At 70.2% G+C, this 12,195-nt stretch carries 11 protein-coding genes; 5 read left to right on the forward strand and 6 right to left on the reverse strand.

The window, feature by feature from the left end; genetic code table 11:
- Complete coding sequence (locus tag IEZ24_RS08145; RefSeq protein WP_129456157.1) at window positions 1–1,323, reverse strand: phospholipase D-like domain-containing protein; 1,323 nt, start codon at window positions 1,321–1,323, stop codon at window positions 1–3.
- A 257-nt stretch (window positions 1,324–1,580) separates the two neighbouring features.
- Between IEZ24_RS08145 and IEZ24_RS08150 the strand changes: the two genes are divergently transcribed.
- Window positions 1,581–2,360, forward strand: a complete 780-nt coding sequence (locus IEZ24_RS08150) for a hypothetical protein (protein WP_129456158.1) — start codon at window positions 1,581–1,583, stop codon at window positions 2,358–2,360.
- Between the two features lie 152 nt (window positions 2,361–2,512).
- Here IEZ24_RS08150 and IEZ24_RS08155 read toward each other — a convergent pair whose 3' ends face one another.
- From IEZ24_RS08155 to rarD, 3 genes are all read right to left on the reverse strand, one after another.
- Window positions 2,513–3,976: an HNH endonuclease signature motif containing protein gene (locus tag IEZ24_RS08155; RefSeq protein ID WP_129456159.1), complete on the reverse strand. Its 1,464-nt coding sequence runs from the start codon at window positions 3,974–3,976 to the stop codon at window positions 2,513–2,515.
- Between the two features lie 141 nt (window positions 3,977–4,117).
- Window positions 4,118–4,639 carry a hypothetical protein gene (locus IEZ24_RS08160; protein ID WP_129456160.1) on the reverse strand — a complete coding sequence of 174 codons (522 nt, stop codon included), beginning with the start codon at window positions 4,637–4,639 and terminating at the stop codon, window positions 4,118–4,120.
- A gap of 49 nt (window positions 4,640–4,688) precedes the next feature.
- Complete coding sequence (gene rarD, locus IEZ24_RS08165) at window positions 4,689–5,597, reverse strand: EamA family transporter RarD (RefSeq protein WP_191192832.1); 909 nt, start codon at window positions 5,595–5,597, stop codon at window positions 4,689–4,691.
- Between the two features lie 98 nt (window positions 5,598–5,695).
- Between rarD and IEZ24_RS08170 the strand changes: the two genes are divergently transcribed.
- Window positions 5,696–6,106 (forward strand): hypothetical protein, encoded by a 411-nt coding sequence (locus IEZ24_RS08170; RefSeq protein ID WP_129456161.1) that lies wholly within the window; start codon window positions 5,696–5,698, stop codon window positions 6,104–6,106.
- A gap of 52 nt (window positions 6,107–6,158) precedes the next feature.
- Here IEZ24_RS08170 and IEZ24_RS08175 read toward each other — a convergent pair whose 3' ends face one another.
- Both IEZ24_RS08175 and IEZ24_RS08180 read right to left on the reverse strand, forming a co-directional pair.
- Window positions 6,159–7,271 carry a 2-oxoacid:ferredoxin oxidoreductase subunit beta gene (locus IEZ24_RS08175; RefSeq protein WP_129456162.1) on the reverse strand — a complete coding sequence of 371 codons (1,113 nt, stop codon included), beginning with the start codon at window positions 7,269–7,271 and terminating at the stop codon, window positions 6,159–6,161.
- Window positions 7,271–9,196 (reverse strand): 2-oxoacid:acceptor oxidoreductase subunit alpha, encoded by a 1,926-nt coding sequence (locus tag IEZ24_RS08180; RefSeq protein ID WP_129456163.1) that lies wholly within the window; start codon window positions 9,194–9,196, stop codon window positions 7,271–7,273. The genes IEZ24_RS08175 and IEZ24_RS08180 overlap by 1 nt, the downstream gene beginning before the upstream one ends.
- 231 nt (window positions 9,197–9,427) lie before the next feature.
- Here IEZ24_RS08180 and IEZ24_RS08185 point away from each other — a divergent pair, with 231 nt between their 5' ends.
- Genes IEZ24_RS08185 through IEZ24_RS08195 form a run of 3 tightly spaced genes read left to right on the forward strand, consistent with a single transcriptional unit; the run spans window position 9,428 to window position 12,192 of the window.
- Complete coding sequence (locus tag IEZ24_RS08185; protein ID WP_129456164.1) at window positions 9,428–10,465, forward strand: sulfate ABC transporter substrate-binding protein; 1,038 nt, start codon at window positions 9,428–9,430, stop codon at window positions 10,463–10,465.
- A gap of 13 nt (window positions 10,466–10,478) precedes the next feature.
- On the forward strand, window positions 10,479–11,327 hold the full coding sequence (gene cysT, locus IEZ24_RS08190) for a sulfate ABC transporter permease subunit CysT (RefSeq protein WP_129456165.1): 849 nt from the start codon (window positions 10,479–10,481) through the stop codon (window positions 11,325–11,327).
- Window positions 11,320–12,192 carry a sulfate ABC transporter permease gene (locus IEZ24_RS08195; protein WP_242498558.1) on the forward strand — a complete coding sequence of 291 codons (873 nt, stop codon included), beginning with the start codon at window positions 11,320–11,322 and terminating at the stop codon, window positions 12,190–12,192. Before cysT ends, IEZ24_RS08195 begins: the two co-directional genes overlap by 8 nt.
- Window positions 12,193–12,195: the final 3 nt, after the last annotated feature.

A 12,195-nucleotide genomic window follows, 5' to 3' on the forward strand; every position in this document is an offset into this window, starting at 1 on the left:
TCACACCTGCTCCTGCTGGGGCGCCGGTGCCAGCTCCCTCGAGTGCCGGTCCCAGATGGTGTCGAAGTGCGCGACGTACGCGTCGTGGATCCGGGGCCGCGGGATCATGACCACCAGCTCGTCGTTGAGCAGGGAGACGTCGGACCAGTTCTCGGAGCCCGTCCACACCGCTCGGGTCGCCGAGCCGTCCCAGGTGCCGTCGACCGACATCCACTTCTCGTGGACGAAGTGCTCCCAGCCGGAGTCCTCGAACCCGGTGGCGACGTCTCCGTCGACGTCGAGGGAGGCGCTCCGGATGCGAACGCCGGCGCGGACCAGCGTCTCCACGACGTCCGGCCCGGCGGCGCTCACCAGCGCCTGGACCCGGCATCCGGCGCCGCTCAGCCGGGCGACCCGCCGGGCCAGGTCGAGGCCACGCTGACCGCGCCAGCCGTACATGCTGATGCGGACGACGGTCCGGCCCGCCTCCCCGGTTCCCGGCGGCGCGTCACATGTGACGCCGGTGAGGCGCTCGGCGACGGCATCGGCACCGGGGCTCGCTGACGGTCCCGCCCCGACGCTCGTCGTGACGTCACCGTGCGTCACCCGCACCTCGGGTGCCTCGACGTGGCGGTCCGCGGCGAGCTCGTCGAAGACCCGGCCGTAGTCGACGTACAGCTGCTCGCTGCCGGTGAAGGTGACGAGGTCGTTCCAGTGGACCCCGGCGGCGTAGCCGGTCAGGTTGGCGGACCCCAGCATCACCACGTGCGGCTGACCGCCGGTCGCGGAGAACAGGTAGACCTTCATGTGCTGGTTCCCGCGGTCGCCGAGCCGGCAGCTGGCGTGGCAGACCTTGACGAAGCTCGGCGCCGCTCCCGCTCCGGCCTCGCTGCCGGGGTCGCAGGCGCCGCGGCTCGACAGCGCGTCCGTACCCAGGAGCCGCCGCAGGTCACGGGACGACTCGGAGACGAAGTTGTCGTTGAGGACGACCTGGACGGTGACGTGGCGCTGGGTGCACGCCCGGGCGAGCGCCTCGGCGATGTCAGGCCGGTCGAAGCTGTAGGCCGCCATCCGGATCGTGCCGTGGTGCGGGGTGGCGTCGATGGCTCGGCGGATGTGGTCGGCGATCCGGTTCTGCGCGGCCTTGTCACCGGTCGGGTCGTTGAAGACGACTGCAGCGCTCGGAGGCGTCGCAGTCGGTGCTGCCGGCACGGGCGCGACGCCGCGTGCGGGCAGCGGCGACGAGGCGGCCGGGTCGCCCCCGAGTGCTGCACCCAGCGCGGGCGTTGCCAGCGCCGTCGCCAGCCCCACAGCGATCGCTGCCGCCAGGAGTGAGGTCCGCATCTCGATCACCCGATCCCGTACGGCGGGAACCTCCCGCCTCCTGGATCGACCGTCGCTCCGCCGTGTGTCCCTGCGCCCGAGCCCGGGATCTCAGCCGCTCCGGGAATCGTCGGACAGGCCCGGGAGCGCAGCCTCAGCCAGCGGCCGCCGGCGGGTCGTGCGGGCGCTCGGGTCCTGACGGTCCCGGTCGCGCGTGGGACTGCGGACCCATGTCGCGGTTCGTAGGCGGCGCGAACCGTGTGTGGTCCCCTTGGACGATGGACGACGAGGACTATGCCCGGCAGCTGCATGCGATCCTCACCGCGCCGCCCGATCCGCGGATCTCGCCGGGACACCTCGGCGACGACTGGATCGACCGCGGCGACGGATTCGGCACTGACGTGAAGGTGACGGCGATCGCCGTGGTCCCTGGGGAACATGGCAACCAGCTCGACATCTCCTACGTGCTCGACCTTCCAGACGATGTGGTCGTTCCCCGGGAGGGTTCCCTGCTGCTCCCCCTCGACGCTGAGTGGCGAGAGGTGAGCGGCTACACCGAGCCCGAGGACTACGCGCCTCGCATCGCATCGCGGCTGGTGCGCCACATCCCTGAGCACGTCAGGGCACACGAGCAGTCCCGGGACGACGACCGTGACTTGCCCGCGCGTGCCGAGCAGCACGCCATGCTCCTGGAGGTGCTCGCCCACGAGGGTCAGGTCGATCAGCAGGCCCCGAACCGCTACGTCGTAAGGCGCGAAGGGCGGCAAGATCTCACTGTTCTCGTGACGCCCGACCAGTGGGAACGGGTGATCCGGAGACACGGGCTGCGGCGCACGTGGCTCCTCGAGCACTTCGACGAGTTGTTCGCCTCAACTCCTCCGGAGGAGCGCTTCCTCGTCTTCTGGGAGGGTGACGTCACGACCTCGACGCGGGAGAAGCTGCCTCCCGCCAAGAGGCCGTTCCCCCCGCTGAGCGAGACCCGGCGCCGACTGGCCGAGGCGCGGGCGAGTGGTCGGGACATCGGCTGGTTCGCCTACACGCCCGGGTCGCGCGACTGACCTCCCGCGCGTGCTGGCTCCCCTCGTGTGGACGCGGTGGCAGGAGGGGGGCACCCCCTGGCAGCCGGCGACGCACCTGGTCAGAGCGGCGAGTGGGGCTTGGCGTGCCTGTGACCCCGACCAGTCGGTCTCTGGCGGGGTGTGGGGCGGGGTCATCGTCGGCGTGGTCGCTGGATGCCGGGTGGTGCGGGTGGGTCGAGTGCGGTGGTGCCTGATCTGTCGCGGCGGTAGCGGTGGCCGTGGGGGCTGGTCCACTCGAACACCCCGGGCGCGGTCATCCGGTAGTTCCAGGCCGAATGCGTCTTGAGCCGGTGGTGGAACCGGCACAGGCAGGCGAGGTTGTCCGTGATCGTCGACCCGGGTTGGGGTCTGCCCTCGGCCTCGGCGTGATGGTCGTACGCGGTGATGTGGTCGATGTCGCAGCCGCGGGCCGGTCTCGTGCACCACGGGAACACGCAGGTGCGGTCGCGGAGAATGATTTGCTCACGGATCCGGTCCGGGATCTCGTAGCCCTGGGCGGTGAGCTGGGCGTTGAGGTCGATCACGGGCTTGATCGTCACCGTTGTGCGGCTGTCGGCGCACCACGACCGGACCTGGTCCAGCAGCACGAGACGCTGCCCGTTCTCCATCCGACCCGTGGAGCCGAACACGGTCTGCTCGCCGACCACGGAGGCGTCGAAGTGGGCGTGGATGACGACCTCACGCGCCGCCGGCAGGTCCGGCCGGTCGTCGGTGGAGTCCGCCCGGTCCTGTCTCCGGGTCTCCGGGTGCGGCCCGCTGGCGCGGTCCGTGCCCGGGCCCCCGGTCAGGAGGTCGAGCGCGGTCTGGGTGCGGGCGAGGTCCCCGAGGGCCTTGGCCCGCCGCACGTCGAGCGATTCGGTGGAGCCGAGGGCCTTCCGGACTGCTGCGTGGTGCGCGACGGCGCGGTCGAGGTCGAGGGCGTCGGCGATGTCGAGGTCGGCCTCGAGGTGCAGGGTGCCGGCGTAGTGCACGTCGTCGGTGTCCACGGTGACGTGACGGGGGTCGACGTGCTGCCATCCGTCCTCGGGGTCGGCGGTGGGGTCGGCGGTGGCGAGGTCGTAGCGCTTGATCGTCTCCGCGACGAGCCGGTCGAGCTGCGCAGGACCGATCCGCCCGGCCACGGCGGCGACCTGGGAGTCGACGAACCCCGCCGCCTCAGCCGTCAGCGAAGGAGTCGAGTGGATCGTCGTCTCCGCAACCGCACGGGCCCGCCACGCCGGGACCCGGCCGGCGTGGACTTGCGCCCACAACCGCGGCAGGCGGTGGCGCAGCTCGAGGGCGTGGCCGATGAGCTTCTTCGCCGCCGTCGGGGAGATGCCGAGCACGGTGCCGAGCTCGGCGACACAGAACTCCGCCACCAAGGGAGTCCCTTCGCCGGCGATGGGCTCCTCGTGCTCACACCCCGGCACCGTGAAGGACGCGGCGTCGTGGATCGACTCCGGCGGGTGCAGGTCCGCCCACGCCGCGGCGAGACCGAGCTGGCGGGCGGCCTCGGCGTGCTCGAGGTCGCGGGAGGCCTTGATCGAGGCGAGCAGCTCGGAGGCCGAGAGGTCGTCTGCGACCCCTCTTGCCTGGACTGCCAGTTGCTCGATCATGCGTTCGATTGTAGGGATGGCCACCGACACTGGCCTCGAACGGCGGCGGTCTCGACACACCCGCTCGTCCCTCGCGGGCTACGCGACCCGCGATATGGGTGAGCGGGGCGGCGCTCGCCACTCGATCACCTACGCGGTGCGTCAGCCCCGCGCGACGTACCGGGACCATGGCCAGCCACCGGTCCTGCTCTCAGGGGTGAGGTCGGCGTCGCTCCCGATCTCGGTGATCACCCGTACGCGGACAGCGCCGTAGTCGCCGGCTCGGAAGCAGGCGGCCGGCAACCGAACGGACGCGGTCTCGGCATCGCTGTCCCAGTCGACCCGCAGTCCCGAGCAGTCCTGCCGCCCGCCCTCGGCGAGCAGGCCCGCCCGGTCGCCCGCGGCGCGGTGTGTACCGAAGACCACGACCTGGTCGCGAGCCTGTGTGCCACGAGCCTGGATGCGGACGCCAAGATCGCCCACTGCGACGCGGACGAACGAGACGTCCACGCGGATCGCGCCCTTGCCGTTGGCCACCGTCACCCCGGTGATGTCGAGCCGCCGTCCCTTCAGGCCATCGCCTGCGGGGTCGGACAGGTGGTGGGTGTCGGAGCTGGCAGGCGACGCCGGGAGGAGCAGGGCTGCCGACGCGACGGCCGCGGCGAGGCGCGAGGTGGGACGCATGCCGCGAAGGCTACGGCTGCGACGACCCTGGCGGAGGAGAAGCGGTGGATCAGATCGCGCTGGCCTGCGCGACCAGCCGCAGCTGGCGGCGTCGGTGGTTGACCGCCTCGACGGTGAAGATCACGAGCGCGACCCACACCAGGCCGAAGCCGATCCAGCGGCTCGCGGGCATGTCCTCGCGAAAGACGAGCAGGCCGAGGGCGAACTGGATGGTCGGGGCGAGATACTGCAGGAGGCCCAGGGAGACCATCGACACCCGGATGGCGGCGGCGCCGAAGAGCATCAGGGGCACCGCGGTGATGATGCCGGTCGTGGTGAGCAGCAGCGCGTGCCCGAGACCGTGCGTACCGAAGTTGGACTGGCCCGCCGCCACCAGCCAGCCGATGTACGCCGCGGCGAACGGCGCGATGACCATCGTCTCCAGGGTGATGCTCTCGACCGCACCGACGCCGGCCTGCTTCTTGAGCAGCCCGTAGGTGCCGAACGAGAACGCGAGGACCAACGCCACCCACGGCGGCCGGCCGTAGTCGACGGTGAGCACGACGACCGCGACGAACGCGATGGCCATGGCGATCCACTGCAGGCGCCTCAGCCGCTCGCCGAGGACGAGGACGCCCATGAGCACGGTGACGAGCGGGTTGATGAAGTAGCCCAGCGACGTCTCGACGACGCGGCCGTTGTTGACGCCCCAGATGTAGCCGCCCCAGTTGACCGTGATCACGACGGCCGCGCAGCCGATCAGGAGCAGCCGGCGACGGTCGCGAACCAGCGCGCGGAAGTGGTGCACCCGCCGGGCGAGCACGAGGATCACCGCCATCGTCAGCACCGACCAGACGATGCGGTGCGCGAGGATCTCGATCGCGCCGCCGGGCTCGAGCAGCGTCCAGTAGAGCGGGAAGGTGCCCCACAGGGTGTACGCCGACGCGCCGAAGATCAGTCCACGACGGCTATCTGGCACTCACGGAGTGTAGTTGCGGCTCGTCGCCTACGATGGTGCGGTCTCGGGGTGGGGTACCCCGACGGTCAGACGCCATCGTTCTCGAGGGGGAATCAACCATGCGGACACTCCGCACCGTCCTGGCGGCACTGCTCGCCGCACTGCTCGTCGCCGGCGTGCTCAGCGCGAGCGCGAGCGCCGGGTCGCAGCCCAAGCGGATCATCGACGAGATCCCGCCGGACACCAAGCAGGTCTCCTACAACGCCTTCAAGCTCAAGGGCACCGTCATGGAGCCGCAGCTCGACGGCACGCTGCTGCCCTACGCCAACCAGCAGGTGAAGATCCTCAAGAAGAAGTGCGGCACCTGCAAGTGGAAGACCGTCAAGAAGATCAAGACCAACGACAGCGGCGTCTTCAAGACCCGCATCTACGCCCCCGAGAGGGGTCGCTGGAAGTGGCGCTCGAAGGTCGACCACTCCAACGGCTACGGCAACACCAAGGGCGAGGTCTGGACGCTCTACTTCGACTGACCCACAGCCGGAGCCGACACCTGGACGAGCAGCTGGACGACCAGGCAGACGATCAGATGATCGTCCAGGTGTCGCCACCGCCGATCAGCGCCGCCAGTCGTGCGGCGCGGTCGGCGGTGTCGTCATTTCCGGAGGCGTCGGGAGTGGCCGCGGCCACCTGCTCGCGCGCCTGGTCGTCGTACGTCGGGCGCTCGACCTGGCGGAAGATGCCGATGGGCGAGGTGTTGAGGTAGCCCGAGTCGGTCAGCCGCGAGATGCCGAAGGCGACGGTGGGGTCCTCGTTGTGGGCGTCGTGGACGAGGATGTCCGCGGCTGCCACGTCGGCGGTCGCGACGACCTTCACGCCGCCGGTCTGCTCGTCGCGCACCAGGGCCTTCGCGCCCTCGGCGCCGAAGGTGACCGGCTGGCCGTGCACGAGCGGGATGATCGCGTCGGCCTTGGTGTCGGGCGACTTGATCGCGTCGAAGGCGCCGTCGTTGAAGATCGGGCAGTTCTGGTAGATCTCGACCAGCGACGTGCCCCGGTGGGCGGCGGCCGCAGCGAGCACGGACGTGAGGTGCTTGCGGTCGGAGTCGATCGTGCGCGCCACGAACGACGCCTCGGCACCGAGCGCGAGGGACACCGGGTTGAACGGGTGGTCGAGCGAGCCCATCGGGGTCGACTTGGTGATCTTGCCGGTCTCCGACGTGGGGGAGTACTGGCCCTTGGTGAGCCCGTAGATGCGGTTGTTGAAGAGCAGGATCGTCATGTTGACGTTGCGGCGCAGGGCGTGGATGAGGTGGTTGCCGCCGATCGACAGCGCGTCGCCGTCGCCGGTGACGACCCACACCGACAGGTCCTCGCGGGCCGTGGCGATGCCGGTCGCGATGGACGGCGCGCGACCGTGGATCGAGTGCATGCCGTAGGTGTCGAGGTAGTAGGGGAACCGCGACGAGCAACCGATGCCGGAGACGAAGACGATGTTCTCGCGGCGCAGGCCGAGGTCCGGCAGGAACGACTGCACGGCCTTGAGCACGGCGTAGTCGCCGCACCCGGGGCACCAGCGGACCTCCTGGTCGGAGGTGAAGTCCTTGCCGGTCTGCGGCTGGGCGCCCTCGGGCAGGGTCGGGACGCCCTCGGTGCCGGAACGCAGGCCCGGGAGGCCCAGGTCAGCAGGAATGCTCATCAGATGTGCTCCTTCTGGGTGGGCTCGCCCCACACGCCGAGGTCGATGTCGATCCCCTCGGCCTGTCCGACCAGCTCGCCGATGGCGTGGGCGAGCTCGGTGGCCTTGAGGGGCAGTCCGCGGACGTGGTTGTAGCCGACCGCGTCGACGAGGTACTTCGCGCGCAGCAGCAGGGAGAGCTGGCCGAGGTTCATCTCGGGCACGAGCACCTTGTCGTAGCCCTTGAGGACCTCACCGAGGTTGCTCGGGAACGGGTTGAGGTGGCGCAGGTGCGCCTGCGCGACGTGGTAGCCGGCCTTGCGCACGCGGCGTACGCCGGCGCCGATCGGGCCGTAGGTCGACCCCCAGCCCAGCACGAGGACCTTCGCCTCGCCGGACGGGTCGTCGACCTCCACCAGCGGGATCGAGTCGGCGATCCGGTCGACCTTGGCCTGGCGGGTGCGGACCATGAAGTCGTGGTTGGCCGGGTCGTAGGAGATGTTGCCGTGCCCGTCGCCCTTCTCGAGCCCGCCGATGCGGTGCTCGAGGCCGGGGGTGCCCGGGATCGCCCACGGGCGCGCGAGGGTCTCGTCGTCGCGGAGGTAGGGCCAGAACTCGGCCTCCTCGCCTGAGCCGTGGTTCTTCTCGGTGGCGAAGGCCGGGTCGATGACCGGCAGCTCGTCGACGGTCGGCACCCGCCACGGCTCGGAGCCGTTGGCGAGGTAGCCGTCGGAGAGCAGAAGCACGGGGGTCCGGTAGGTGACCGCGATCCGGGTGGCCTCGACGGCCGCCGCGAAGCAGTCGCCGGGGGACTGGGGCGCGACGATCGGCACCGGCGCCTCGCCGTTGCGGCCGAACATCGCCTGCAGCAGGTCGGCCTGCTCGGTCTTGGTGGGCAGGCCGGTGGAGGGGCCGCCGCGCTGGACGTCGATGACCACGAGCGGGAGCTCGGTCATCACCGCGAGGCCGATCGCCTCGGACTTGAGCGCCACGCCCGGGCCGGAGGTGGACGTCACGCCGAGGTGCCCGGCGTACGACGCGCCGATCGCGGCACCCACGCCGGCGATCTCGTCCTCGGCCTGGAAGGTCGTCACGCCGAAGGACTTGTGCTTCGACAGCTCGTGGAGGATGTCGGAGGCCGGGGTGATCGGGTAGGTCCCGAGGAACACCGGCAGGCCGGACTGCACGCCACCGGCGACGAGGCCGTACGCCAGCGCGAGGTTGCCGGTGATGTTGCGGTAGGTGCCGGGCGGCATGACGGCCGGCTTGATCTCGTACTGGACCGCGAAGGCCTCGGTGGTCTCACCGAAGTTCCAGCCGGCCTTGAAGGCCGTCACGTTGGCGTCGCGGATGTCGGGCACCTTGGCGAAGCGCTTGGCGAGGAACGACGTCGTCGGCTCGGTCGGGCGCCCGTACATCCAGGACAGCAGGCCGAGCGCGAACATGTTCTTGGCGCGGGACGCGTCCTTGCGGGAGAGGCCGAACTCCTTGACCGCCTCGACCGTCATGCCCGTGAGGTCCACGGTGTGGAGGGCGTACTCGGCGAGGGTGTCGTTGTCGAGGGGGTTCTCGGTGTAGCCGGCCTTCGTCAGGTTGCGCGCGGTGAAGTCGTGCGTGTCGACGATGATCGTGGCGCCCTTGTGGAGGTCGCCGAGGTTGGCACGCAACGCGGCCGGGTTCATCGCGACGAGCACGTCGGGGGCGTCGCCCGCGGTGAGGATGTCGTGGTCGGCGAAGTGCACCTGGAACGACGAGACGCCGGGGAGCGTGCCCTGGGGCGCGCGGATCTCGGCGGGGAAGTTGGGCAGGGTCACCAGGTCGTTGCCGAACGCGGCGGTCTCCTGGGTGAACCGGTCACCGGTGAGCTGCATGCCGTCGCCGGAGTCGCCCGCGAACCGGATGATGACGCGGTCGAGCTGCTTGACCTGCTTGGCGGGTTGGGTCACCTCTTGCCCCTGCTTCCTACGTGTCTCGAGAGTCCTCTCCCAACCCCCAACAGTAGCCGCGGGACGGGCGATGCGATCCCGCTCCCCACGTGATGGACGCCTCCTGAGCAGCGTCCACGCGCAGGGCGTGACCCACGACACGCGGGCACTCGACGACCAATGTCACCGAGGTCAATAAAGTCATGTATGTTACTCGACATTGCTCACCGATCGAGAAAGCCGAGATCCCCCATGCAGATCCGTTCACGTGCCGCCCTCGCGGCAGCGCTCGTCTCCGGGCTGGCCCTCACCGCCTGCGCGTCCGGCGGCGCCGCCAGCGGCGACTCCGGCGCGGCCGACACCATCCACATCGTCGGCTTCGCGGTCCCCGAGGCCGCCAACAAGAACATCGCCTCCGAGTTCGTCAAGACGCCCGAGGGCGAGGGGGTGGAGTTCCAGACCTCGTACGGCCCGTCGGGCGACCAGAGCCGCGCGGTCGCCGCCGGCCTCGAGGCCGACTACGTCCACTTCTCCGTGCCGACCGACGTGACCCGGCTGGTCGACGAGGGCCTCGTCGCCGAGGACTGGGACCAGGGCGAGAACAAGGGCGTCGTGTCGCACTCGGTCGTCGTGTTCGGCGTCCGCGACGGCAACCCCAAGAACATCAAGACCTGGGCCGACCTGGTGAAGCCGGGCGTCGAGATCGTCACGCCCAACCCGGCCTCGTCGGGTGCAGCCCGCTGGAACGCGTTGGCCGCCTACGGCCAGGTCATCAGCGACGGTGGCACCGAGGAGGAGGCCACCGACTACGTCGACAAGTTCTTCGAGAACGTGGTCTCCCTGCCGAGCAGCGGTCGTGACGCCACCACCGCGTTCCTCGGCGGCACCGGCGACGTGCTGATGGCGTACGAGAACGAGGCCATCCTCGCCGCGCAGAACGACGAGGGCTTCGAGTACGTCCTCCCGGACACCACGCTGCTCATCGAGAACGCGGGCGCGATCCTCGAGGACGCCTCCGAGCCGTCGCAGGCCTGGCTCGACTTCGTCCTCTCCGACGAGGGCCAGACGCAGTTCGCCCTGACCGGCTTCCGCCCGATCCGCGACGACGTCGACTTCGGCGGCACCGTCGAGGGCGCCGCCGACCCGAGCAACCCGTTCCCGCCGGTCGAGACGCTGCTCACCGTCGACGACGACTTCGGCGGCTGGGACGAGGTCTCGACGAAGTTCTTCGACGAGGACAACGGCCTCATCTTCGAGGCCATCCTCGGCGCCGGTCTCTCCCTCGAGTGAGCTGCCCTCGTCCATGACCTCCACCGAGATCGCAGCGGTCCGACCGGCGAGGGCTCCTCGCCGGTCGGGTCCGCGCTCCACGCTCACGCGGTCGTCGGGGCTCGGGCTCGGCATCGCCATGATCTGGTTCAGCGCGCTGGTCCTGATCCCCCTCATGGCAGTCGTCGTCACGGCCGTCGAGGGCGGCTGGGACGTCTTCTGGGCGACCATCACCAACGGCCAGACCTCCGCCGCCATCCGGCTCACCGTCCTCACCGCCCTCGGCGTCACGGCCGTCAACGTCGTGATGGGCCCGCTCATCGCCTGGGTGCTGGTCCGCGACCGGTTCTGGGGCAAGTCGGTGCTCGAGGTGATGATCGACATCCCCTTCGCGCTGCCGACGATCGTCGCCGGCCTGGTGCTGCTCTCGCTCTACGGCAACGACAGCCCGGTGGGCGTCGACATCGCCAACGAGCGACCGGCGGTCTTCCTCGCGTTCCTGTTCGTCACGCTGCCGTTCGTCGTGCGGATGGTGCAGCCGGTGCTCGAGGAGCTCGACCGCGACGTCGAGGAGGCGGCCGCCTCGCTGGGCGCGAGCCGGATCACCACGTTCCGACGCATCATCCTGCCCAGCCTCGCGCCGGCCATCGCCGCCGGCGCCGCCCTGTCCTTCGCCCGCGGCGTCAGCGAGTACGGCTCGCTGGTGCTGCTGTCGGGCAACCTCCCGTTCAAGACCGAGGTCACCTCCGTGCGCATCCTCAGCAGCATCGAGAACGACAACGTCCCGGCGGCCGCCGCCGTCGCGACGGTGCTGCTGGCCATCTCGCTCGCGGTGATCGTGCTCCTGGACCTGATCCAGAGGCGGGTGGCCGCACGTGGCTGACACGCTGGTGCCCGAGATCGTCGATGCGCCGCCCGCCGAGGAGCGTCGACGCCCGCCGCGGGTCCGCAAGACGCCGGTGACCTACCTGATGCGGTTCGTCGTCACCGCCTACCTGTTCTTCCTGGTCGCGTGGCCGGTATCGCTGGTCGCGACCAACACCTTCGCCAACGGCTTCGACTCGATCCGCTCGCTCGTCGAGGACCCCGACATGGTCGTCGCGCTGCAGCTGAGCGCGTACGTCGCGGTGTGGTCGGTCGTGATCAACACGCTGTTCGGCGTGGGGATCTCGCTGCTGCTCGTGCGCCACGAGTTCCCGGGGAAGCGGCTGCTCAACGCGCTGCTCGACATCCCGCTGTCGGTGTCGCCGATCGTCGTGGGCCTCGCGCTGGTGCTGGTCTACGGCGGCCGCAACGGCTGGTTCGGCCCGTTCCTGCTCGACGCGGGCTTCCAGGTCATCTTCTCCACCCCGGGCATCATCATGGCCACGACGTTCGTGGCGCTGCCGTTGATGATCCGCGAGATCGTGCCGGTGCTCGAGGAGATCGGCACCGAGCAGGAGCAGGCCGCCGAGAGCCTCGGGGCGAGCGGCCTGCAGCGCTTCTGGCGGATCACCCTGCCGTCGATCAAGTGGGGCATCACCTACGGCGTCGTGCTGACGCTGGCGCGATCGCTCGGCGAGTTCGGCGCGGTCAAGGTCGTCTCGGGCAACGTCCTCGGGCAGACGCGTACGGCCACCCTCGCCGTCGAGGAGAAGTACCTCAACTTCGACCAGCAGGGCGCCTACGCGACCGCGTTCCTGCTGGCCATGGTGTCGGTCGCCTGCATCGTCGTCGTCGCCATCATCCGTCCCAAGAACCACCCCTGAGAG

The sequence above is a fragment of the Nocardioides ganghwensis genome (assembly GCF_014779655.1).
GTDB classification, from domain to species: domain Bacteria; phylum Actinomycetota; class Actinomycetes; order Propionibacteriales; family Nocardioidaceae; genus Nocardioides; species Nocardioides ganghwensis.

What these genes read in the sequence shown, in the direction of transcription:
- IEZ24_RS08150 (WP_129456158.1), top strand. Translation starts at nt 1,581, where the DNA reads ATGGACGACGAGGACTATGCCCGGCAGCTGCATGCGATCCTCACCGCG.
- IEZ24_RS08175 (WP_129456162.1), bottom strand. Translation starts at nt 7,271, where the DNA reads ATGAGCATTCCTGCTGACCTGGGCCTCCCGGGCCTGCGTTCCGGCACC.
- IEZ24_RS08145 (WP_129456157.1), bottom strand. Translation starts at nt 1,323, where the DNA reads ATGCGGACCTCACTCCTGGCGGCAGCGATCGCTGTGGGGCTGGCGACG.
- IEZ24_RS08185 (WP_129456164.1), top strand. Translation starts at nt 9,428, where the DNA reads ATGCAGATCCGTTCACGTGCCGCCCTCGCGGCAGCGCTCGTCTCCGGG.
- cysT (WP_129456165.1), top strand. Translation starts at nt 10,479, where the DNA reads ATGACCTCCACCGAGATCGCAGCGGTCCGACCGGCGAGGGCTCCTCGC.
- IEZ24_RS08155 (WP_129456159.1), bottom strand. Translation starts at nt 3,976, where the DNA reads ATGATCGAGCAACTGGCAGTCCAGGCAAGAGGGGTCGCAGACGACCTC.
- IEZ24_RS08160 (WP_129456160.1), bottom strand. Translation starts at nt 4,639, where the DNA reads ATGCGTCCCACCTCGCGCCTCGCCGCGGCCGTCGCGTCGGCAGCCCTG.
- IEZ24_RS08170 (WP_129456161.1), top strand. Translation starts at nt 5,696, where the DNA reads ATGCGGACACTCCGCACCGTCCTGGCGGCACTGCTCGCCGCACTGCTC.